This is a genomic window from Micromonospora sp. WMMB235, assembly GCF_001855515.1.
GTDB lineage: Bacteria > Actinomycetota > Actinomycetes > Mycobacteriales > Micromonosporaceae > Micromonospora > Micromonospora aurantiaca.
On sequence record NZ_MDRX01000001.1, the window covers coordinates 2,707,278 to 2,729,723 of the forward strand.

Genomic DNA, 22,446 nt, shown 5'->3' on the forward strand with positions numbered 1-22,446 from the left:
GGGGGCCGGCTGATGTCATTGGACAGCGGAGGTCTGCATGCATGCGGTGGCGGCCGGCTGGCACGGCGAGGTGGCGCGGCCCGAGTGGATGTTCGCCCGGGCACAACCACACTCGCGCGCCTCGCGTTCGGGCCGGGGGGTCGACGCCCGGTCCACCGATCGCCAGAATGACCCGGTGCCGCCGCGACCCGCTCCCGGACGCCACCAGGCGACCTCCGCCGAGGCCAGCCACTCCGACCAGTTGATCCGCCTGCTGTACGCCGAGCACGCCGGCCCGCTGCTGATGTTCGTGATGCGGCTGACCGGCGGGGACCGGCAGCGCGCCGAGGACATCGTGCAGGAGACGCTGCTGCGGGCCTGGCGCAACGCGCACCGGCTCGGCGTGCAGGGCCAGGGCTCGCTGCGCCCCTGGCTCGTCACCGTGGCCCGGCGGATCGCCATCGACGAGCACCGCAGTGAGCAGGCCCGCCCACCCGAGACTTACGACCGGGATCTGACCATGTTCGCCGAGTCGGACAGCACCGACCGGGTGCTGCGCACGATGACCGTAGCGGACGCGCTGCGTACGCTGAGCCAGTCGCACCGGGAGATCCTGGTGGCGACCTACTTCCGGGGGCGCACCGTGCCGGAGGCGGCCGAGGAGCTGGGGCTCCCGCTCGGTACCGCCAAGTCACGGGTCTACTACGCGCTGCGCGCGTTGCGCACGGCTCTGCAGGAGAGGGGGGTGACCGAATGAGCCGGGCCGATCACATGGACGTCGCCGCGTACGCGCTCGGCGTACTGGACGCGCAGGACGCGGAGCGGTTCGAGGAGCACCTGGCCACCTGCTGGGCCTGCGCGGCGGAACTGGAGACGATGGTCCCGGTGGTGGGACTGCTCTCCGGCATCGACGGCGAGGCGATGGCCGCGCTGGAGCAGACGCACACCGATCCGGCGCTGCTGGACCGGACACTGATGGCGGTACGGCGGGACCGCCGTCGTACCCGGGTGCGGCAGTTGCTGGCGACGGCGGCGGCCGTGGTGGTGTTCGGCGGCGCGAGCGCGGCCGCGGCCGGGATGCTCGGCGACGATCCGGCGCCGCCGCAGGCCGGGCCGACGCAGGCCGCGCCGAGCGTGGCGCCGAGCGGCGAGCCGGGCAACCCGAACGACCCGGGCGTCGGCGGGAAAGAGGACATCGAGGGCGACCAGCACAACGCGACCGACCCGGGGACCGGCGTGCAGACCACGATGTGGCTGGCCCGCAAGGAGTACGGCACGCAGATCGCGGTGCAGCTCAGCCGTCTGCCGGGGCCGCGCACGTGCCGGCTGGTGGTGGTCCGCAAGAACGCCACGAGCGAGGTGATCTCCACCTGGTCGGTGCCGGTCGGCGGCTACGGGACGAACCAGAACCAGCTTCCGCTGGAGCTGAGCGCGTCCACCTCGGCCCCGGTGCGCGACATCGACAAGCTCCAGGTGCAGTCGGTCGACGCGAACGGCGTGGCGAGTCCGCTGGTGACGGTGGACGACATCTGATCTGGTGTGCCGACGGCGCCGGGTGGCTGAGCCACCCGGCGCCGTCGCGTCGTGCCCGGGCCGGCGGACCCCCTCGTGCTGACGCACGCATGCCGGCTTCCATCGGTTCAATCGGTCCACTGTGAAATGTGCCACCCTTGTGGGTTCAACCTTGACAGCGCTGTGCCCGTACTACTCGGCGAACTGCCAAGAACGAGGAGGGCACGTGGCACACCACAAGCGGACGACCGTCATCGTCGCGAGCGCGATGGTCGCACTTACGGCCTGCGCCCCAGCGGGCTACAACGGGGCGAACTCGGGCGCGGCCGAGCCGGTCGCCGTCGCCGCGGCCGAACCCACCGCGGCGGCCGAACCAGAGGCGTCGGCGGCTCCCGAGGAGGAGCCGGTCGCGGACAAGGCGCCCCCGGCCAACGTGAAGATCACCGACGAACTGGTCGGCAAGAAGCTGCCCCGGATGGGCCGCGTCGTCACCGACCAGGACGGCTGGGTGCTGTACCGGTTCGACAAGGACTCCGACGACCCGCCGCAGTCCAACTGCGTGGACAAGTGCGCCGAGGTGTGGCCGCCGTCGCTCACCGACGGCAACCCGCAGCTGCGCGGCGTCTCCGACGACAAGGTCGGCACCATCACCCGTCAGGACGGCACCCGGCAGCTCACCATCGGCGGCTGGCCGGTCTACCGCTACATCGGCGACAAGAAGCCCGGCCAGTGGAAGGGCCAGGGCGTCGGCGGCACCTGGTTCGTGGTCGACCCGAACGGCAAGAAGAACCTGACCTGCCTGCCGACCGGCACGCCCAAGGCGGTCGCGCCGCCCGCGGCGGGCAGCTCGGACAGCTCCGGCGGCGGCTCGGACTACTCGTACTGACACCGCAGGACACGGTGACCGGTCGCCGCCGGGGAGGGCGTGGCCGGTCACCGTCGCGAACCCCGGGAGGCGGGCCGCACCGGCATCGGCCCGCCTCCCGGCCAGGCGTGCCCGGCGTCACGGCCCGGTCGCGTGGCAGAGTGGCCTGGTGACCTCGCCCGACGCCCGCCGTACGCTGCGCCCGCCGGCCGGCTACCGGCTGGCCGCCTCGGTGCGGGCGCTCACGTTCAGCCCGTACGACCCGTGCGCGCGGATCGCCGCCGACACGTTCTGGTGGGCCACCCGCACCCCGGACGGCCCGGCCACGCTGGCGCTGCGCCCGTCCGCCGGCGACCTGCTGGCCGAGGGGTACGGCCCCGGCGCGGCCTGGGTGGTCGAGCGGGCCGACCGGATCGCCGGGCTCTGCGACGACCTGACCGGGTTCGCCGCGCTCGCCGGTACGCACCCGCTGGTGGCCCGCCTGGCCCACACGCACCACGGGCTGCGGATGCCCGCCACCGGCCAGATCTTCCCCCGGCTGCTGCGGGCGGTCTTCGAGCAGAAGGTCACCGGCAAGGAGGCGTACCGGGCGTACGCCGCCACAGTGCGGCACTTCCGGGAACCGGCGCCCGGCCCGCTGCAACCACTGCTGCTGCCGCCGGAGCCCGCCGCGGTGGCGGCCACGCCGTACTGGGTGTTCCACCCGTTCGGGGTCGAGCAGCGGCGCGCCGACACGCTGCGCCGCGCGGCGGCCGTCGCGGACCGGCTGGAACGCTGCGCCGACTCGGCGGAGGCCACCCTCCGGCTCACCGCCATCCCCGGCATCGGGCCGTGGACCGCCGCCGAGGTGGTGCGGATCGCGTACGGCGACGCGGACGCGGTGAGCGTCGGCGACTACCACGTGCCGAACACCGTGGCGTGGGCGCTGGCCGGTGAGGCGCGCGGCGACGACGCCCGGATGCTGGCGCTGCTGGAGCCGTTCCGGGGGCACCGCGGCCGGGTGTGCGTGCTGCTGGAGGCGGCAGGCGTCCAGGCCCCGAAGTACGGCCCGCGCGCCCCGATCCGCTCCTTCGCCCGCTACTGACCGGTCAGCGCCGCCGGCACAGCCGCCGCAGCGTCCGCCCCAGCCACCAGGCGTACGCCCGCTGGAAACCCGGCACGACCGGCCCGCCGGCCCGCACGTACCAGTGCGCCGGGCGGCTGAACGCGGTCACCTCGAACCAGACGCCGTCGGCGCCCCGGGTCACCAGGAACGCCTCCTCACCGACCTCCGGATGCCCGGGCAGCGTGCCGTAGCCGAACCCGGCCCGGTCCGGCTCCTCCACCGTCCAGACCACCTCGGTCGGGCCCCACAGCCGCACCGGGCCGACGCCCAGCCCCGGCGTGACCCGTACCCCGGGTGCCGCGCGCGGCGCGTCCGCGCGCATCACCACGCCGGCCGCGCGGTGCAGCCGCCAGCCCAGCACCGCGTCCGCCGCCAGCGGGAAACCGCCGTCCGGCAGCCGGACCCGGTGGCGCAGGTGGTGGTAACCGGCCGGCAGGGCGCCGTCGCGGGTCGCGCCCACCTCCGGGTACGTCAGCTCCGGCACGCCGGTCACCTCCACGCTCATGGGAACACCCCAGCCAGCGTACGGCCGCCCGGGAGCGCTGTGGTGAGCTGAGCCGGTGACCGACGTGACCATCGCCCCCGCCGGCCCCGCCGACGCCGGGGAGATCCTCACCGTGCAGCGTGCCGCGTACCTGGTGGAGGCGCAGCGCTACCGCGACGTGTTCCTGCCGCCGCTGACCGAGACGCTGGACGAGGTACGGGCGGCGCTGACCGGGCCGGACGTGGTGCTCGCCGCCCGGCGCGGCACCCGCCTGGTCGGCTCGGTACGCGCCCGCCTCGACGGCGACACCGCCCACGTGGGCCGTCTCTCGGTCGCCCCCGACCAGCAGGGCCGGGGCGTCGGCGGACGGCTGCTGGACGCCGTCGAGCACGCCTGCGCCGGCCGGGTGACCCGGTTCGCGCTGTTCACCGGCGCGGACAGCGCGGCGAACCTGTCCCTGTACGCGGGCCGCGGCTACCGGGTGGTGGCGCACCGGCCGGACGAGAACGGCAACCGCCTGGCCGTGCTGGAAAAGACGGTCCCTGAACCTCCGGACGGCGCCTGAGCGGGCGCTCCGGCCCCGGTCAGCGGGCCTCGCAGCAGCGCCCGAGGCCGTCCGCCTCGGTCAGTTCCGCGCACAACGGCGCCTGAGCCCGTCCGCCTCCTGCCGCAGGTAGCGGCGCATGGTGGAGCCGCCGAGCAACCCGACCAGCCAGGCCAGCGGACCGGTCTGCACCAGGATCAGCTCGGCCCGGGTCCGCCCGTCCTCCAGCGGGATCAGCCGGTGCTCACCCCGGGTGCGCACGCCGGGGCTCGCCGACTCCCAGGCGAACGAGTACGGCGGACAGATCTCCACGACCCGCCACACGGCCGGGCGCAGCCGGGGCTGCTCCAGCCGGGCCGTCGAGCCGAGGAGCAGCGGACCGGGCTCCAGCCGACGGGCGGCGGTGACCGACGGCGTCCACTCGGGCCAGCGCTCGACGTCGCTCTGCACCTCCCAGACCCGGTCGACGTCGGCGGCGATCTCGACGGACTCCGCGAACCGCATCGGCGTTCCTCCCCCGTGGACGGTCCGCTCAGGCTATGCCCGCCCTCCGCTCGCGCGCCGCCCCTCGCCCTCGACCCGCCCGCTCTCGTCGATCTTGGAGTTGTGGCGCCCAGGATGTCCGTTCGGCGACGTCTATGAGGTGCCACAACTCCAAGATCGGCGGTTCGCCCGGGCCGGAGATGCCCGGCCCCAGGGGTCACCCGGCGTTCCGCTGCTCGGTGCCGGCCGACAGGCGGTTCGCCCCGGCCGGGGTCAGGCGGCCTCGTGGAGATCGGCCAGGGAGACCGGGGCGTACCGCTTCAGCAGGCGTTCCAGCTCGGCGACCGAGCCGACCTCGCCGAGGACGTTCGCGCCGCCGCCGTGCTCCGGCGGGTAGCGGTGCGACAGCCGGTAGCGGTAGCGGCCGCGGACCAGCTCGACGCTGACCCGCCAGCGCCCGCAGCATTCGCAACTCCACTCCGGCACGCCGCGACGGTAGCTCTGACCTGCGGTTCCACCATTCGGGCGGCGGTGACGAACGCGGCCGGGACGGGACACGCCACCCGGCCACCGGCGGTGATCTGCCTCACCACTGTCGGTGGGGTCTGGTTGACTGGTCGCCGTGGACCTGCCGATCAACCCTCCGATCGAGCCGATGCTCGCCAAGAGCGTCGCCGAGCTGCCCACCGATGCCGGTCTGACCTACGAGCCGAAGTGGGACGGCTTCCGCTGCATCGTGTTCCGCGACGGCGACGAGGTCGAGCTGGCCAGCCGGGGCGGCAAGTCGATGACGCGCTACTTCCCCGAGGTGGTCGAGCAGGCCCGCCGGCAGCTCCCGGCCCGGTGCGCGGTCGACGGCGAGCTGATCGTGATCCGCCGGGACGGCCCGGGTGGGCAGCCTCGGCTCGACTTCGAGCTGCTGGCCCAGCGGATCCATCCGGCCGCCTCCCGGGTGAAGCTGCTGGCCGAGACCACCCCGGCCGACTTCGTCGCGTTCGACCTGCTGGCGATCGACGACGAGCTGCTCGTCGATCAGCCCTATCCCCGGCGGCGGGAGCGGCTGGAGCAGGCGCTGTCCGGGGTGCGCCCGCCGGTGCACGTGACGCAGGTGACCACCGACCCGGAGACGGCCCGCCGCTGGTTCGACGTGTTCGAGGGCGCCGGGCTGGACGGGCTGATCGTCAAGCCGGCCGACCTGCCGTACGAGCCGGGCAAGCGGCTCATGTTCAAGGTCAAGCACGCCCGCACGATGGACGCGGTGGTGGCCGGTTTCCGTTGGCACAAGTCCGGTCCGGTGGTCGGCTCGCTGCTGCTCGGCCTCTACGACGACGACGGCGTGCTGCACCACATCGGCGTCAGCTCCTCGTTCACCATGGCCCGCCGCAAGGAGCTGCTCGACGAGCTGGAGCCCTACCGCGACGTCGGCGGTGAGCACCCGTGGGTGCACGGCGACCACGAGCGGGGCCAGCGCATCCCGGGCGGGGTGAGCCGGTGGACCGGCGGCAAGAACCTGGAGTGGGAGCCGCTGCGTCCGGCACTGGTGGTCGAGGTGGCGTACGACGCGATGGAGGGCGACCGGCTGCGGCACACCGCCCGGTTCCTGCGCTGGCGACCCGACCGTGATCCCCGCTCCTGCGACTACGGTCAGCTCGACCGCCCGATCCGTTACGACGTCGACGAGGTGCTGCGCGGCGATCCGGCGGCGACGGTCGGTGACACCCGCGGCCGGGCGTAGCCTGACGGTCGACACGATCATGGAGGGCGCCCACGTGACCCGCTTCCCCGAACGGACCCGCCGGTTCCGGCCCGTCCTGGCCGCGTTCGTCGCGGCGGTGGTGCTCACCGCCGGCTGCACGCTGCCGGCGTTCGCCCCGCGCGCCGAGAGCGAGGGCGAGGCCGCCCCGCCAGGCACGGCGCCGGAGTGGCGGGCCTGCCCGGAGGTGCCCGACGAGCTGGTCGGCCGGGGCGCGGCGGACATGCGCTACGACTGCGCCCGGATCGCCGTGCCGCGCAACTGGGGCACCGGGGCCACCACCGGCGCGACCGCCGGGCCGGGCGCCGGTGAGACGTTCGAGATCGCGCTGATCCGGGCCCGCTCGACCAAGCAGCGCGACCGGATCGGCTCGCTTGTCATCAACCCGGGCGGTCCCGGCGCGTCCGGCGTCGACACCGCCGTCTACCTGTCATTCGGCCCGGCGTTCGGCGGCCTGCCGACGGCGATCACCGACCGGTTCGACATCGTCGGCTTCGACCCACGCGGGGTGGCCCGGTCCAGCCCGGTCAAATGCATCTCCGACGCCGACCTGGACGCCAGCTTCGGCTACGACCCCGACCCGGAGAGCCAGTCGTCGTTCGACGGCTTCGTCGGCCTCAACCGGCGGGTCGGCGAGCGCTGCGGCGCGAAGTACGGCGACCAGCTCCCGCTCTACGGCACCGAGCAGGCCGCGCGGGACATGGACGCGGTCCGCGCGGCGGTCGGCGACGACAAGCTCACCTACCTCGGCTACTCCTACGGCACGCTGCTCGGCGCCACCTACGCGCAGCTCTACCCGCAGCGCGTGCGCGCCCTGGTGCTCGACGGCGCGGTCGACCCGCAGCAGAAGCTGATCGCCGGGTCGGAGAGCCAGGCGAAGGGCTTCGAGCGGGCGTTCGACAACTTCACCAGGTGGTGCGCGGCGAACGCGGGCCGCTGCCCGATCGCCCCGGACGCCCGCGGTGCGGTCACCGACGCGATCGCCAAGGCGAAGACCTCTCCGGTACGCGCGCAGGACGGCCGCAAGGCCACCGCCGGCTGGGTCTTCTACGCGGTGATCTCGTCGCTCTACACCGAGCAGGGCTGGCAGGAGCTGGCCCGGGCGATCGACGACCTCCAGGGCGGCGACCCGGACGGCGTGTTCAAGCTGGCCGACGCGTACGCGGGCCGCGAGCCCGACGGGCACTACTCGAACCTGTTCGACGCCAACCTGGCTGTCAACTGCGCCGACGAGACCGAGAAGCCGTCGCGCGAGCAGGTCCGCTCGCTCCAGTCGCAGTGGCGGCAGAAGTATCCGCTGTTCGGTCCCGCCCTGGCGGTGGGGATGCTGGGCTGCGTGGAGTGGCCGGGCGAGCGGGATCCGTATCCGACCGGCCGGGCGAACGGCGCCCCGCCGATCCTGGTGGTCGGCACCACCGGTGACCCGGCCACGCCGTACGAGCAGACGCCCGCGCTCGCGTCGATGCTCGGCGTGGGACGGGTGCTGACCTGGGAGGGCGAGGGGCACACCGCCTACCCGCAGACCTCGTGCGTGACGTCTGCGGTCGACGCGTACCTGATCTCGCTCACCGTCCCCCGGGAGGGGCTGCGCTGCCCCGCCCGGTGACGGCGCGGCCGGCGGCCGGGGTGCGGACGCCGGCCGGGCCGCCGGTCAGCCGGCGGCCGGGGGCGTCCAGCCCTCCGCGATATGCCCGATGCGCACCCGCTGGGGGTGGTCGCCGACCGGGACGCTCGCGACCTTCTGCCCGGTGGCGAAGTTGATCGCGGTGACCTGGTCGGCGCCGGATTCGGAGATCACGCAGTCCCGGCCGTCCCCGCTGACGGTGGCCCAGTACGGCTTGCTCGCGGGCACCAGCGGTCCCTCGCGCAGCGTGGCCCGGTCCAGCACCGTGGCGTAGTCGTCCATGGTGCCCGCGACGCAGATCCGGGTGCCGTCGGGGCTCATCGACAGGCCGTGGTGCCGGGAGTCGTTGACCCAGGTGGTGCGGTCCTCGCTGGTGGCCGGGTTCTTCGGCAGCGTGGCGACGCGGGTGACCCGGTCGGTGGCCACGTCGTACTCGACGACGCCGTTGAAGAAGGACACCTGGAAGTAGAGCCGGCTGCCGTCCGGGGTGAAGACGGCGGGGCGGACCGCGTCGGAGAGGTCCCGGCGGCCGGCGGCGTCCAGCCGGTCCCGCATGTCGATCACCTTGACCACCTGGTACGTGCTGGTGTCGGCGACTGTGATCCGGCGGTCGCCCTTGGTCCAGTCGAGCCACGGCGCGTCCAGGTCGGTGTTGACCTCGCCGATGGACATGTTCCACAGCCGGGTGCCGCCGTCGGTGTAGATGTTCTCGTGCGGCTTGTCGCCGGCGCCGAACGAGCCGAGTTGCGCGCCGGTGCGGATGTCCAGCACGTGCACGGTGTTGGAGGTGGAGGCGGAGACCGCGACGCGGGTGCCGTCGGGCGACACGGCCATGTGGTCGGCGCGGTAGCCGGAGACCGGGAACCGCCAGCGCAGCGCGCCGGTGGCCAGGTCGATCGAGACGACGTCGGCGAAGCTGGGCCGGGACACCACGAGCGCGGTGCCGTCCGGCGTGGTGTACATGTCGTCGATGAGCTGGTCGTGGCCCTCCCCCGGGCCCTGCCGGATGCCGAGGAAGAACGCCAGCTTGATCGGGTTGAGGTAGATCTCGCGCAGCCGCGCGGCGCGGTCCGGGATCACGTTGATCCGGCCGAGCCTGGCGTAGTCGCCGCGGGACCGGATCACGTCGGCGGTGCCGTCCCAGTTGTTGCCGACGAACATCACCTCCTGGAGCGCTGCCGCGGCGGCGGCCGGCGCGGGCGCGGTCACCAGCGGCGCCGGCGCGACCAGGGCGAGCGCGGCCAGCACGGCCAGGCCGGCGCGGCGGCGGGTACGGGACGGGTGCTGTGGCACGGGTGTCATGGACGCCTCCTGGCAGCCGGTACGACATCGACGTTTCTCAGTGGCGCGAGCGGTGTTACCTTGCGGTAACAACCAGGAGAGCAACCGGCCGCCCGCCCGGGCTAGGGACCTGACGCCAACGCCCGCGCGGCCCGGTTGTGCCGCGTCGACAACCGGAGGGCGGCGGACGCCGATGACCCGGATCGGACAGGCCCCGACGTTCGGCGCGCTGCTGCGCGACCTGTCCGCCGATCCGGCCGCCGTCGACGAGGTGGCGCGGGCGGCCCGCGCGGACTCCCCCGAGGTGGCCCGGCTTCCGGCCGACGAGGTACGCCGCCAGGTCGTGCTGCTGCTGACCAGTGGCCTGGGTGCGCTGGAACGCCGCGAGGACCCGGCCGGACGCGATTTCGCCGAGGCCCGGCGGCTGGGCGCCGACCGGGCGGCGCAGGGCGTCTCGGTGGCCGGTCTGCTGCGCGGGGTGCAGGCCGGGCGGGACCGGGCGGTGGAGCTGGTGGTCCGGCACGGGCGGGCCGCCGGCATCCCGGACGAGGTGCTGCTGGAAGGGCTGCTCACCATCGGCCGGTACGCCGCGGCGGTGGAGCGGGCGGTGGTCGACGGGCACCGCGGCGCCGAACGGGAACTGGCACGTACCGGTGCGGCTGCCCGGGCTCACCTGCTGCGGCGGCTGCTGCGCGACGGTCCGGCGGGCCTGCAACCGGCCGAGCTGACCCGGTTCGGGCTGCGGCCAGACGGGCGCTACCACTGCCTGGTCGCCGCGCCGCCCGACCCGGTCCGGGCGTACGCACTGCACCGGCAGCTCACCGCGCGGGGCGGCCTGCTCGGCACGGTCGGGGACCGGCTGGCCGGGCTGCTGCCGCGACCGCCCGACGCCGCGCCGGCCGACATGCTGACGCTGGTGGCGCCGGCGCAGCCGCTGGCGCGGGCCCCGGACATGTACGCGCTCTGCCTGGCGGCGCTGGCCACGGCCGCCAATCGGCGGCTGCGCGGGCTGCGTCAGGTCACCGACCTGGCCGGGGAGACCGCGCTCGCCGCCCAGCCGCTGCTGGCCGAACTGCTGCGGGGCACGCTGCTCGGCGCGCTCGACCCGGCCGACGAGTTCCACCGGGAGCTGGCGGGCACCGCTCTCGCCTGGCTGCACCACGGCCAGCGCCTGGACCAGACGGCCGCCGAGCTGCACGTCCACCCGAACACGGTGCGCTACCGGCTGCGGCGGCTGCGGGAGCTGACCGGCGGGCCGCCGGTCGAGGAGGGCGCCCGGTGCACGGTGCCGGAGACCGTGCACTGGTGGTGGGCGCTGCGGAGCTGGCTGGACGACGGCTGACGCCGCCCGGGCCACACCGGCGCGCGGCGCTGTGCCAGGCTGGCCCGGTGACCGAGGTGATCTTCCGGGAGGCGGTCCGCGCCGACCTGCCCGCCGTGCTCGCGCTGCTCGCCGACGACGTGCTGGGCCGCACCCGCGACCTGCCCGAGGTGGACGAGGCGTACGAGCGTGCCTTCGCCGACCTCGACGCCGACCCGCGCAACCACCTGATCGTCGCCGACGACGGCGGGGAGCTGGTGGGCTGCTTCCAGCTCACGTACATCCCGGGGCTGGGCCGGCACGGCGCCGAACGCTGCCTGATCGAGTCGGTGCGGGTCCGCTCCGACCGGCGCGGCCACGGTCTGGGCCGGACGATGATGCGCTGGGCGATCGACAGGGCCCGGGAGCACGGCTGCGCGCTGGTGCAGCTCACCACCGACAAGCAGCGCGCCGACGCGCACCGGTTCTACCGCGACCTGGGCTTCGTGGCCAGCCACGAGGGCATGAAGCTGGCGCTCTGACCCGGCACCGGGCCGCCGCCCGGAGGCGCGCGGCCCGGCACCCGGATCAGTCCTCCGACACCAGCCGGCCGTCGCGCAGTGTGAGCGTACGGTCGGCCAGCTCGATCAGCGCCGGGTCGTGCGTGGCGACGAGCGCTGTCATGCCCCGGGCGTGCACCACCGCACGCAGCAGGTCCATGATCGACCGCCCGGTCTCGGAGTCGAGCTGACCGGTCGGCTCGTCGGCGATCAGCAGGTCCGGTTCGTTCGCCAGCGCCCGGGCCACCGCCACCCGCTGCTGCTGCCCGCCGGACAGCTCGTACGGGCGCTGCGCCGCGTGCCCGCCCAGCCCGACCAGCTCCAGCAGCACCGCGACCCGCTGCTCCCGCTCGGCCGCCGGCACCTTGGCCAGCCGCAGCGGCACCCCGACGTTCTCCGCCGCGGACAGGATCGGCACCAGGCCGAACGTCTGGAACACGAACCCGATGGTGCCCCGGCGCAACGACAGCAGCTCCCGCTCACCTGCGGCGGTGACGTCGTGCCCGGCCACCCGGATCCGCCCGGCGTCCGGCCGGTCCAGGCCGCCGACCAGGTTCAGCAGCGTGGTCTTGCCGGCGCCGGAGCGGCCCCGGACGGCGACCAGCTCGCCGCGTCCCGCCGTGAACGAGACGTCCCGCACGGCGTGCACCGCGTGCTCCCCCTTGCCGAAGGTGCGGCTCACCCCCTCGACCCGGACCACGTCGTCGACGGCCGTCCCCGGCTCCGCCGGCAGCACCACTGTCTGGTCGGTCATCACTCACTCTCCTCGCCGTGCGCCCGGTCGCCGGGGCGCACCTCGACGTGGTCGGGTTCCAGGTTGAGCCGGACCCGGTCGCGCAGGGACAGCGCCTCCACGAACTGCGCCGGCAGTTGCATCCGGCCGGTGCGGTCGAGCACCGCGTACTCCTCGCTGACCATCTCGGTGCCGCCGTCGGCGGTGACGCGCGCGGTCCGGCGTACCTCGGAGGCGGTCCGGCCGTCGCGGATCGCGACGGTACGGCGGACCTGGCCGGCCACGGCGTGGTCGTGGGTGACCACCACGATGGTGACCCCCAGTTCGGCGTTGATGGTGCGCAGCGCGGCGAAGACCTCGGCGCCGGTGGCCTCGTCCAGCTCACCGGTCGGCTCGTCGGCGAAGAGGATCTCCGGGTCGTTCGCCACCGCCACGGCGACGGCGCAGCGCTGCTGCTCGCCGCCGCTCATCTGGCCCGGCCGGCGGTCGGCGCAGTAGCCGACGCCCACCATGTCCAGCAGCTCACGGGCCCGTTCCCGCCGCTTGCGCCCTCCGCCGGCCCGGCCGGCCAGCTTCATCGGCAGTTCCACGTTCTCCAGCGCGGTCAGGTACGGCAGCAGGTTGCGGCCGGTCTGCTGCCAGATGAAACCGACCACGTCCCGCCGGTACGCGAGCCGCCGCTTGTTCGACAGCGACAGCAGGTCGTAGTCGGCGACCCGGGCGATGCCCGCGGTCGGGGTGTCCAGCCCGGACAGGATGTTCAGCAGCGTCGACTTGCCGGAACCGGACGCGCCGACGATCGCGACCAGTTCGCCCCGGTCGATGACCAGGTCGAGGCCCTGGAGCGCGACGACCTCGACGCCCTCGGTCTTGAAGATGCGCACCAGGCCGTCGCAGACGATGTGCCCGCGCAGCCGGTCGCGCCCGCCGGCCCGTTCGGCGGCGCGCTGGGCGGCGCGCTGTTGCAGCGACGCCAGATCCGGTACGGCCGACGACGGTTCGTCACGCGGCGTGAGACGCGCCGGGCCCGGGTGGCCGGAAGCGGTCGCGGTCATGTCAGCTCTCCTCTCCGAGCCGCAGCACCTCGCCGAGGCGCAACCGGCGGTTGTTCACGGCTTCCACGGTGATCGCGAAGCCGAGGGCCAGCATGGCCAGGACCGACACCCCGGCCACCAGGCCGGGTTCGAAACTCGGGCGCACGTCCACGCCCCCGGTGAAGGCGGGCAGCCCGAGCACCGGTGTGAGCAGCAGCGGCAGCAATGCGCCGACCACAGCGCCGGTGAGCACCGACACCAGCACCAGCGGCGTCAGCTCCACCATCAGCAGTCCGCGCCACTGGCGGCGGGACAGGCCCATCGTGCGCAGCCGGGACAGCACCTGCCCGCGCGAGCGGGCCCCGGCGAGCACGGCGAGCGCGAGCCCGAGCAGCCCCAGCGCGGCGCCGCCCCCGGCGCCGAGCACGAACCCGAACACCAGCAGGCCGTTCACGCCGGTGCCGCCCAGGTCGGCGCGCACTGCCGAACGGGTCGTCACCTCCGGCGCGCGGGCCTTGTCCCCGGCGTCGACCTCGCCGATGCGCAGGTAGCGCCGCTGCCCGTCGCTCGCGACCCGGTCCACCTCGGCCGCGTCCACGCCGGACCCGGCGAGCACGAAACCGGTCGGCGCGAGCTGGTGCGGGGCGTCGGCCGGCAACGCCGGCCACGGCAGCACCACGAACCGGCGTATGCCCTCGCCGACGAGCGCGAACTCGTCGACTGTGGCGGCGGTCCGCACCGGCAGCCGGTTGCCCTGCACGTCCAGCCAGGCGGGCCGCTCGCCCCGGGCGTCGGCGAGCCCGGCGTCGGCCAGTTCCCCGGCCACCGCCGGAGACACCAGCGCCGGCAGCGGCGTGCTCCCGTCGGTGCGGGCCCGCACCGGATCGGGCACGTCTACCGGTACGCCGGCCTCCCGTGCCACGTCGGCGAACCGCTCGCCGTCCACGAGCACCACGCGCAGCTCGGTGACCGGGGCGGGGCGTCCGGCGCGGTCGACGTACGGACGTTCGGCCGGCACTGTGAGCAGCGGCGCGACAGCGCGTACCCCGGGCAGCGCGGCCAGCTTCTCCGCGGTGTCCGGCGTGAAGCGCTCCCCGCGTACCAGCAGGTCACCGGGCACGGCCTGGGCGGCGGCGGTGTCCCGGCCGGTCTCGATGCCGGTCGCCACCACGCCGCAGAACGCGGCGGTGGCGACGGCCAGCACCACCACGACCAGCGGCCCGGTGCTCGCGGCCCGGCCCGCGCGGGCGGTGCCGAGGAACGCGACGCTGCCGCGCGCCCGGGCGGCGACGCGGCTGACCAGCCGCAACGGCCAGGGGTACGCGCGCAGCGCCAGCAGCGCCGCCGCGATCGCCAGCAGCACCGGCACGGAGACCAGCAGCGGGTCCACCGAACCGGCGGTGAGCCCGCGGCGGCGCAGCAGGAACGCGCCGAGCACGGCGAGCCCGAGCACTACCACCTCGACGGTGAGCCGGACGGCGGGTGACCGGCCGCCCAGGTCGGCACGTCCACCGGCCCGGCGGCCGACGGCGAGCGCGGCGAGCGGCGGCAGCAGCGTGGCCAGGAGCGCGGCGATCACCACCCAGCGCCACGACGCCCCGGTGCCGGGCAGCAGCCCGCCGAGCAGCCAGCCGATCCCGGCCGCGGCCGGCAGCACCAGCAGCGACTCGGCCAGGCCGCGGCGCAGGACCGCGCCGGTCGAGCCGCCGCGTGCCCGGATCAGGTGGAACTCGGCGCGGCGGCGGCGCGCGGCCAGCCGGGCGGCCAGCAGCGTCAGCCCGGCCAGCGTGGCGAGCAGCCCGGCCGCGATGACCGCGAGCAGGGTACGCGCGGCGGCGAGCGCGTCGGCGAAGCGCCGCAGCGGGATGTCCACGCCCTGGGTGAGGGTCATCTCGATCTGGGCGGGCCGGGCCCGGTCCAGCCCGTCGACGCCGGCGATCAGCGCGTCGAGGCGGCCCGGTTCGAGCCGGTCCGGGGCGATCCGGTACCGCCAGCCGAAGCTCACCGGCCAGCCGGTCGCGACGGCCTCGTCGACGCCGCCGTCGGCGGTGTAGGCGACGCCCACGAACGGGTCGCCGTCGCCCTCGGGCGGGGAGAGCTTGAGCATCGACGGCAGCGTGTCCCAGACACCGTCGGCCGGGTCGTTCGGCCGCCACACACCGACCAGGTGGACCGGGAGGGACTTGAGCACGTTGTCGTCCGGGTCGAGCATCAGGAGCAGGAACCGGTCGCCGGTCTTCACGCCGAGCGTGCCGGCGATCGTCTCGGCGAGCGTCACCTCGACCGTGCGGGCCGGGGCGACGGGGCGTTCCGGCCACCGCCCGTCGACCAGTGTGGCCGCCTCCTTGATGCCGGTACCGGCGCGCAGGTGCACGTCGATGAGCCCCTTCTCGGGGGCGAGCGTCGGGCCGCGCAGCCGTCCGGGCACGGTCTGGGCGACGTACCAGCGCTGGCCGATGGTGTCCCGGACCACGCCGGGCATCGCCTCCTCGATCCCCGCCAGCTCGGCCGCGTGACCGGTCACGGCGGTCCGGGTCGACGGCGGGAACGCGGTCGGCGCCGTGCTGTACGTGAGGTCGCGGCGGGCCACCGGCTGCCCTGCGACGTACTCGGTGAGCCCCTGCCCGGTCAGCCGGTCGGCGACCCGGGGCACGCCGGTGATCAGCAGGGCGGTCACCAGGGTCAGGACGGCAAGCAGCAGGAACTGCCCTCCGTATGCGCGTACCCGGCGCGCGGCACCAGGAAGGCTCATCGTTCTCCTCCGATCCGGAGCTGCGCGGCGGCGACCCGCTGGCGGATGCCTGTGGTGATGAGGGCGGCGAAGGCGAGCGCGGCGAGCAGCAGCCCGGCGGCTGTCGTCCCGATCGGCAGCCAGGGCACTGTGAAGGCCGCCTCGGGCACCGGCCGGCCGGCGGCCGGGGTGAGGATCACCAGCGGCACCATGGTGGCCGCCACGAGGGCGCCGACGAGCATCCCGACGCCGACGCCGATCGCGGCCAGGAACGTCTGTTCGGCGAGGTACGCGCGTGCCAGCAGCCGGGTGTTCGCGCCGAGCGTGTTGAACACGGCGAACTCGGTGAGCCGGCGCCGGGTGGTGGCCCAGACGTCGACCGCCAGACCGACCAGGGCGAGCAGCACCGAGCCGAGCGCGGCGGCCAGCAGCCCGGTGCGCGCGCCCTGCCAGTACGGATCCTCGGCGGCCTCCGCGGCCACCGCCCGCCGGTCGAGCAGCACCGTGCCGCCGGTCGAGGCGAGCGCGTCAGCGGCGGCGGTGTGCCCGCCGGGCGTGGTGCCCAGCCACCACTCGGCCACCGGCCGGACGCCGCCGCTGCGTTCGAGGAGTTGTGTGGTGGCGGTGGGCAGGTCCAGCAGCACCCCGTCGCCCCCGGTGCCGGGCACCGCGGCGACCTGGCCGACCACTGTGACCTCGACCGTCACCTCGGCGACCGACAGCTTGACGGTGTCGCCGGTCTTGAGGCTCATCGCGGCGGCCACGCCGGGGGTGACGAGCACCGGCACCGGACGGTCCGGCGCCTGCGGCACCAGCGCGAACCGGGACGAGGGCACCCGGGCGAACTGCAACAGCCCGGCCGGCACGTCGAAGCCCTGCGTCCCGTCGATCCGGGTCGGGCTCGCCTCGGCGGTGTCGCGCGGCCCGGAGCCCGGGTCGATCACCCGCCAGGACCCCTCCACCGGCAGCTTCAGGGCCGCCCCGGCGGCGTCGGTGAGCCGCAGCTCGTCCAGGAGCAGCCGGTACGAGCTGCCGGTGGCGTCACCGCCGTCGGCCTCGAAACCGGCCAGGCGCAGCGGGACGCCGCCGCTGTCCGGCAGCGGCACCGAGAAGCGCACCGGCTTGCCGTCGCCGTCCCCCTCGGCGAGCCGGACCCGCCAGGTGGCCCCGGCGTCGGTGGCGAACAACGCGGTGACAGCCACCCGGGGCCGCTCGTACATGCTCTCGACCGGGGTGCGCACGGTGCCGGACAGCGTCTTCGCCCCCTCGGGCAGGACGCCGCCGGCCGGCGCGGTCCGGCCGTTCGCGAGCCGGTCCAGCAGGGCGCCGGTGGACGCGTCACCGCCGGCGTCGTCGAGCCGGATCATCCCCTTCGCGGCGGCGGCGTCGAACGCCACCACTGTGGCCGGCCGGGCCTCACGGCCCAGGCGTACGTCGTCGCGCCAGGCCGGCAGCACCCGGTCCACGCCGGGCACGGCGGCCAGCTGGGCGGCCCGGTCCGCGGGGGCGGTGCCGTCCCGTTCGGTCAGCCGCAGGTCCGCGCCGACCGTGTGCTGTGCCTGGTCCCGCTGCGAGCGTTCCCAGGAGGCCACCAGCGACCAGGCGAGCGTGCTGCCGCCGACCGCGAGCGCGAGCAGCAGCACCGGCCCGGCGTGCGGGCGCCGGCCCGCCTGCCACATGCCGAACATGGTGGCGTTCCACGTCCGCCGGTCGACGAAGCGTTCCGCGAGCCGGGTGGTCGGCGGCAGCAGCCGCAGCGCGATCACCGCTCCGGCCAGCACGCCGATGGTGGGCGCGGCGGCCAGCAGCGGGTCGATGCCGAGGCTGCCGTTCGCGCCGGCGAGCGGCGAGGAGTACTGCCGCAACTGTGTCCAGGCGAGCACGGCGAGGGCCACCAGCGCGATGTCCACGCTCGCCCGCTGCACGGCCGCTCCCCGGGAGGGCCGCGACCGGGACGCCATGTCCGCGACGTACGTGCCCGCCCGGCGCATCGCCGGCAGCACCATGGCGAGCAGGCAGCCCACCGCCGCCCCGACCGCCACCACCCACACCCGGGCCAGATCGCCGTCGGCCAGCCCCAGGTCCGCGCCCAGGTAGTGGATCGCCTGCCCGGTCAGCGCCGGAGCCAGCAGCAGCGCCGGCGCCACCACGAGCGTCGCCTCGCGTACGGCCAGCCCGGCGATCTGCCCCCGGGCGGCGCCCCGGGCCCGCAGCAGTGCGGTCTGCGCCCGCCGGTCCTCGTTGAGCAGCGCGGCCACCAGCACCAGCGCGTACCCGCCGAGCACCACGATCAGCAGCAGCGGGGTGAGCAGTGCGGACCGGCCCACCAGGTCGGCCCGGCTGAGCCGGTCGACGAGCCGGTCCAGGTGGCTGACCTGCTGTGTCGAGGAGCCCAGGCCGGTGGCCTCGGGCAGCTTCCCGGTGATCTCGTCGAGCGCTGTGGTCACGGCGGGCAGCCGGGCCGGCTCGACCGCCACCAGGTCGGGGTCGACCACCCAGGCCGCCGAGGTGGAGCCCGGGAAGGTGCGGGCGAAGTCGGCCGGGTCGAGCGCGAACGGCCCGTACGAAGTGATCTCCGCGTCGCCCTGGCTCTCCCCCACCCCCGGGGCGAGACGCCAGTACGCCTCGGCGGCGTCCCGGGGCCGCCACGTGCCCACGACCACCACGGTGCCGGCGCGCTCCGCGCCCCGGTCGTACAGCGGCACCCGCTCCCCGACCTCCAGGCTCAGTTGCGCGGCCACCTTCTCCGGCAACGTCACCTGCAACGGGTTGCTGCCGGGCACCGGCCACGCCCCGGCGGCCAGCTCGGCGTGCGCGGGCAGGTCGTCGAGCGTGGCCAGGTTGGCGAACATCGGATCGTCGTCGGTACGGGCGGCGCCCACGTCACCGGTCAGCTCCCGCCCGGTCCCGGAGCGGCTCGCGGCCACTGTGACCGGGGCGCCGCCGAGCCCTTTCGCGAACTGTGCCCGTACCGCCCGGTCCCGCTCGGCGAACGCGGCGGCGTCGGCACCACCGGAGCCGCTGATCAGCAGGCTGCGTTCCTCGGCCGGTGCGGCGTCGAGCACCGCCCGGGCGCCCGCCTCGACGGCCCGGCGGTTGTAGTCGGAGAGCCCGGTGACCAACGCGACCGCGACGAGTGCCGCGACAGCGGCGGCGAGCAGCAGCCCACGGGCCTCTATCGCCCGCCTCCACACCAGCTTCATCCGACATCCTCTCCTGGCCCCGGCGGGCCGATGCCGAGAGAGAGCAGTGACGCCCACCAAAAGGTTCGCGCCCGTTACATGATCGTTATCGGCCTTCCCGCGCGGATATCCGGGGGAGGCAGCCGGCGGATGTGCCCACGACCGCCGGGAGCGCCCGCCCGACCGCGGTACCCGTCCGTTCGCCTGGATTGGACCGGGCTCGACGGGCTCCCCAGGAGGACAAGCTGACGACGCCCCGAGGGTTCATGACCGCCGCCCGTGACGACGTAGCACTCACGTTGGTACCGCCGGATATGCGGCACGAACTCCCGTGGGATCGCAGAGCATTGACGAGAAATCCTCAGCCTGAATGTCCCTAAGAAATCACAGACAGGGCTTTCAACAACTCGACCAACGGCCCGGCTGTCTGCCCCGTAAGGACCGCAAGGTCCTTTACCTTCTCACCGTACTTCTTAACTCTTTCCAGGAACTTGGGGCCGGATTCCTGGCTGTTAGCGAGCTCTTGCGCCTCTGCGGCAAGAGCGGCGATCGTCGCCGGATCCGCATCCGAGTGCGGGAGGTCGTCCGAAACCCCTCTGAGTGCCGCACGCAGGTTCGCTTCGATGTGCGTGGTGAGCTCGACGTGCTGCTGGACCGAGCTCACCATCTCGGTTGCATTGTTCACGACAACGCCACTTGATCCGAGGGCCCTGCGAACCGACGCGTAGAGCTCCTTTACTTCCGCCTCGAGGGACTGGATACGTTTACAGTTCGCCCTTTCTCTTTCCAGCCGACGTCGCAACTGGACACCCACAGCAAACCCAGCATTTAGGTACTTCTCCTGCAGACTCTTCGCCATGGGGAGATCGCTACGGAGAACTGCAGCGCTTGCTGATTCATAGAACCGCTGGGTAGAGCGTATAAGATCCTCGCACTCAGGCCAGTCCTCTCGCTCCAACGCCACCTCCACCAGCGCTTGATCACGGCGACTGCGCATCTCCAGCGCGTTTGAGCGAAAGACTGGAGCCCAAAGATTTGAGGATATATACTCAGCCAACGATGCAGACTCCTCGAACTGTAGAGCAGCTTCCTCGGCAACCCTGGCCGCAGCCTTGAAGTCGCTGGTCGACACCAATTGATTATACTGTGCCACAAGTCCCTGCGCCTTCAGGCTGTGCCACTGGAAGCGGAAGCCTCTGAGGGCGTTAATCCCGTGCTGGTCAGCACTGAACTCCTCTTCGTACTCCTCAATCAACATCTGCATTGCGAAGGAGGCCCGGTCGAAGCCGGCACGAGCGCCGGAAAAGTCGTGAACGGCGAGCCGGATGGCTGCCGCCATACCTTCCGCCTGCACCTGCGTTGCAGCGTTGGTGAAAGATATCAACGCGGCGGGAGTTTCCGAATTCCGCTGATGCTGGTTCAGCAAATAGACAGCTTCCTCCCCGCGACCGTCTCGAAGAAGAGTCAGAGCTTGGCCAATCAACTCAAGCCACTCAATCATCGACTTCTGCGCCACCGCGTATTTACGCAGGCTCCGCAGCCGAGGCGCCATGGGATGTTCTGCCAGATTTTCGACCTGCCCCAGCAGATTCAGGTAGGCAAGGCGAACCTTCTTTGCGTCCCGCAGTTGAGTAAGAGCGTCCGCGACGCGCAATTCTTGAAGCGCAAGAACGGCGATCTCCACAAGGCGGTCCTCGACGGCGTCGACCGACTGGTCGTATGCTTCGGTGAAGTCGAAGGTCGATGATGTTCTCGCCACTATCGAAAGCGCATGCGAAAAGGGATCCTCAAGTGTCGCGACTTCTTCACTCTCGACGCCGCCAGCAGCAAGCCCTTCTCCCGGTTCCGCTTCAGGCCCGGAACGCAAAGGTTCGCTCCCTTGCTTCCCGCCGCCCTCCTGGTGGGGCTTCGAAGTTTGCGTCATCCCACGATGATGACAGAAAGTCAATGCATGGTCACGAGGCGATTCGCGCGGGTTGACAACGCGGAGCGTAAGCGCTCATCACTGCAGGTCTTGTCGAGCCGAACAGTGCGATACCAGGACAGAATGGCATGGAGCCTCACTGTCGTGCGCGGGCAGCGGGGTGGGTGGTGCCGGTAGGCCGGCACCACCCACGGCGACAGATCAGCCCTGGTCGTTCAAGCAGTCCGCGCGAACCGCCCCGACGAATCGGGTCCACGCCGTCCGATCGAAGCTCAGCGCTGGCCCCTGCCGGTCCTTGGTGTCCCGCACCCCGACCGCGTCGGCGAAACCGGCCACCTCGACGCAATCACCTTCGCCGCCGGACCGGGACGACTTGCGCCACACTCCATCACGTCCCATCGGTCATCTCCTCAGCTATCGTCATCATCAGCTTGCGGGACTCACCAGCATCGAGCGCCCGCTCACCGAGCGAGCGCCAGCCGTCCTCGTAGGTCTGGATCTCGTGAACCTTGTCAAGGTATGCCGCGCCGCATGGACCGTCCATGTAGATGGTGGTCGGCTCCGGTTCCCGCACGTCGGTCGGGAAGTCGAGCATCGTGAACGTTCCAGCCGACGCCCAGCGGTAGAGACCAGCGCTGAGTGGGAGCACCCGGATACGGATGTTGTGCTGTTGGCTCGCCACCACCAGGGCATCGATTTGCCTACCCATCGCCGACAGATCGCGCAGCGGTCGACGTAGCACCGCCTCATTTAGGACCACGTCTAGGTAGGGAGCTCGCGGCACTGCACGGGCCAGCAGCCGTTGCCGCCGTAGCCGGACGTCCACCTTCGCTTGCCGCTCCGCGTCACTCAACTGCGGGTTGTCGGTAGCAATCACCTCGGTCATGTACTCGACGGTCTGCAGCAAGCCCGGTACCAAATTTGCCTCGTACTTGCGAATCTTCGTCGCGGCGGCTTCCAGGCCCACGTACAACTTGAACCAGTCTTTAATTGCCTCCCCGTAGCTGTGCCACCAACCGTGCGCCTTGGTTTCCCGGGCCAGAGAGCGCATGGTTTCGATGGTTTCTCGCGACGTGCCGTAAACGCGGCACATGGCTTCCACGTCATTCGGGTGCATCGGCACCTGACCCGTTTCGTAACGCCAGATCCGGGGCGCCGACCATTCGAGTTCCTTGGCCGCCGCGGTCACCGTGACGTGCGCGCCTTCGCGAAGTTCTCTCAGATATCTGCCGAGCTGCCTACGCGGGACGGTGCTTCCCGAGTCGTCCACGTCATCTCCTTTGGTGTTGTCGCGTAAGGCACCTCATCCCTTGGTCTGCATTCTGCCGCGAAAGATTGCCTCGGGCCAGAGG

The 22,446-nt window shown here is 73.1% G+C and carries 20 protein-coding genes; 9 read left to right on the forward strand and 11 right to left on the reverse strand.

Annotated elements, in window-relative coordinates:
• The first annotated feature begins 37 nt into the window (after positions 1 to 37).
• From BFV98_RS11115 to BFV98_RS11130, 4 genes are all read left to right on the forward strand, one after another.
• Positions 38 to 736, forward strand: coding sequence for a sigma-70 family RNA polymerase sigma factor (locus BFV98_RS11115; RefSeq protein WP_013284847.1), 699 nt, complete (start codon positions 38 to 40; stop codon positions 734 to 736).
• Complete coding sequence (locus BFV98_RS11120) at positions 733 to 1,512, forward strand: anti-sigma factor (RefSeq protein ID WP_013474543.1); 780 nt, start codon at positions 733 to 735, stop codon at positions 1,510 to 1,512. Before BFV98_RS11115 ends, BFV98_RS11120 begins: the two co-directional genes overlap by 4 nt.
• Positions 1,513 to 1,717: 205 nt before the next feature.
• Positions 1,718 to 2,377 carry a hypothetical protein gene (locus BFV98_RS11125; RefSeq protein WP_013474542.1) on the forward strand — a complete coding sequence of 220 codons (660 nt, stop codon included), beginning with the start codon at positions 1,718 to 1,720 and terminating at the stop codon, positions 2,375 to 2,377.
• Between the two features lie 148 nt (positions 2,378 to 2,525).
• Positions 2,526 to 3,440: a DNA-3-methyladenine glycosylase gene (locus BFV98_RS11130; RefSeq protein WP_071096195.1), complete on the forward strand. Its 915-nt coding sequence runs from the start codon at positions 2,526 to 2,528 to the stop codon at positions 3,438 to 3,440.
• Positions 3,441 to 3,444: 4 nt separating this feature from the next.
• Here BFV98_RS11130 and BFV98_RS11135 read toward each other — a convergent pair whose 3' ends face one another.
• Positions 3,445 to 3,966, reverse strand: coding sequence for a DUF1990 family protein (locus tag BFV98_RS11135; protein ID WP_013474540.1), 522 nt, complete (start codon positions 3,964 to 3,966; stop codon positions 3,445 to 3,447).
• 55 nt (positions 3,967 to 4,021) lie between these two features.
• Between BFV98_RS11135 and BFV98_RS11140 the strand changes: the two genes are divergently transcribed.
• A complete protein-coding gene (locus tag BFV98_RS11140; protein WP_013284842.1) occupies positions 4,022 to 4,510 on the forward strand; it encodes a GNAT family N-acetyltransferase in 489 nt (162 codons plus the stop codon).
• Positions 4,511 to 4,570: 60 nt separating this feature from the next.
• Here the strand turns inward: BFV98_RS11140 and BFV98_RS11145 are convergent, their stop codons facing one another.
• On the reverse strand, positions 4,571 to 4,993 hold the full coding sequence (locus BFV98_RS11145; protein WP_013284841.1) for an SRPBCC family protein: 423 nt from the start codon (positions 4,991 to 4,993) through the stop codon (positions 4,571 to 4,573).
• 252 nt (positions 4,994 to 5,245) lie between these two features.
• On the reverse strand, positions 5,246 to 5,458 hold the full coding sequence (locus BFV98_RS11150; RefSeq protein ID WP_071096197.1) for a hypothetical protein: 213 nt from the start codon (positions 5,456 to 5,458) through the stop codon (positions 5,246 to 5,248).
• Between the two features lie 136 nt (positions 5,459 to 5,594).
• On the opposite strand from BFV98_RS11150, the gene BFV98_RS11155 reads away from it, so the two are divergent.
• Both BFV98_RS11155 and BFV98_RS11160 read left to right on the forward strand, forming a co-directional pair.
• Positions 5,595 to 6,707: an ATP-dependent DNA ligase gene (locus tag BFV98_RS11155; protein WP_071096199.1), complete on the forward strand. Its 1,113-nt coding sequence runs from the start codon at positions 5,595 to 5,597 to the stop codon at positions 6,705 to 6,707.
• A 19-nt stretch (positions 6,708 to 6,726) separates the two neighbouring features.
• Entirely contained in the window at positions 6,727 to 8,331 is a 1,605-nt protein-coding gene (locus BFV98_RS11160; protein ID WP_030274700.1) for an alpha/beta hydrolase, read from the forward strand.
• 45 nt (positions 8,332 to 8,376) lie between these two features.
• Here the strand turns inward: BFV98_RS11160 and BFV98_RS11165 are convergent, their stop codons facing one another.
• Positions 8,377 to 9,651: a YncE family protein gene (locus BFV98_RS11165; protein ID WP_013474537.1), complete on the reverse strand. Its 1,275-nt coding sequence runs from the start codon at positions 9,649 to 9,651 to the stop codon at positions 8,377 to 8,379.
• Positions 9,652 to 9,823: 172 nt separating this feature from the next.
• Here BFV98_RS11165 and BFV98_RS11170 point away from each other — a divergent pair, with 172 nt between their 5' ends.
• Both BFV98_RS11170 and BFV98_RS11175 read left to right on the forward strand, forming a co-directional pair.
• On the forward strand, positions 9,824 to 10,972 hold the full coding sequence (locus BFV98_RS11170) for a helix-turn-helix domain-containing protein (protein WP_030274702.1): 1,149 nt from the start codon (positions 9,824 to 9,826) through the stop codon (positions 10,970 to 10,972).
• Between the two features lie 47 nt (positions 10,973 to 11,019).
• A complete protein-coding gene (locus BFV98_RS11175) occupies positions 11,020 to 11,472 on the forward strand; it encodes a GNAT family N-acetyltransferase (RefSeq protein ID WP_071096201.1) in 453 nt (150 codons plus the stop codon).
• Positions 11,473 to 11,518: 46 nt separating this feature from the next.
• Here BFV98_RS11175 and BFV98_RS11180 read toward each other — a convergent pair whose 3' ends face one another.
• From BFV98_RS11180 to BFV98_RS11210, 7 genes are all read right to left on the reverse strand, one after another.
• Positions 11,519 to 12,244: an ABC transporter ATP-binding protein gene (locus BFV98_RS11180; protein ID WP_047893123.1), complete on the reverse strand. Its 726-nt coding sequence runs from the start codon at positions 12,242 to 12,244 to the stop codon at positions 11,519 to 11,521.
• Positions 12,244 to 13,278: an ABC transporter ATP-binding protein gene (locus BFV98_RS11185; protein ID WP_013284833.1), complete on the reverse strand. Its 1,035-nt coding sequence runs from the start codon at positions 13,276 to 13,278 to the stop codon at positions 12,244 to 12,246. The genes BFV98_RS11180 and BFV98_RS11185 overlap by 1 nt, the downstream gene beginning before the upstream one ends.
• Before the next feature lies 1 nt (position 13,279).
• On the reverse strand, positions 13,280 to 16,009 hold the full coding sequence (locus tag BFV98_RS11190) for an FtsX-like permease family protein (protein ID WP_071096203.1): 2,730 nt from the start codon (positions 16,007 to 16,009) through the stop codon (positions 13,280 to 13,282).
• Positions 16,006 to 19,191 (reverse strand): FtsX-like permease family protein, encoded by a 3,186-nt coding sequence (locus BFV98_RS11195; RefSeq protein ID WP_071096205.1) that lies wholly within the window; start codon positions 19,189 to 19,191, stop codon positions 16,006 to 16,008. The genes BFV98_RS11190 and BFV98_RS11195 overlap by 4 nt, the downstream gene beginning before the upstream one ends.
• Positions 19,192 to 19,546: 355 nt before the next feature.
• The gene (locus BFV98_RS11200) at positions 19,547 to 21,094 is read right to left on the reverse strand and encodes a hypothetical protein (protein WP_143025325.1); all 1,548 of its coding nucleotides are present in this window, start codon (positions 21,092 to 21,094) and stop codon (positions 19,547 to 19,549) included.
• Between the two features lie 201 nt (positions 21,095 to 21,295).
• Entirely contained in the window at positions 21,296 to 21,478 is a 183-nt protein-coding gene (locus BFV98_RS11205) for a DUF397 domain-containing protein (protein ID WP_071096209.1), read from the reverse strand.
• A 4-nt stretch (positions 21,479 to 21,482) separates the two neighbouring features.
• Positions 21,483 to 22,364 carry a helix-turn-helix transcriptional regulator gene (locus BFV98_RS11210; protein ID WP_071096210.1) on the reverse strand — a complete coding sequence of 294 codons (882 nt, stop codon included), beginning with the start codon at positions 22,362 to 22,364 and terminating at the stop codon, positions 21,483 to 21,485.
• Positions 22,365 to 22,446 lie beyond the last annotated feature (82 nt).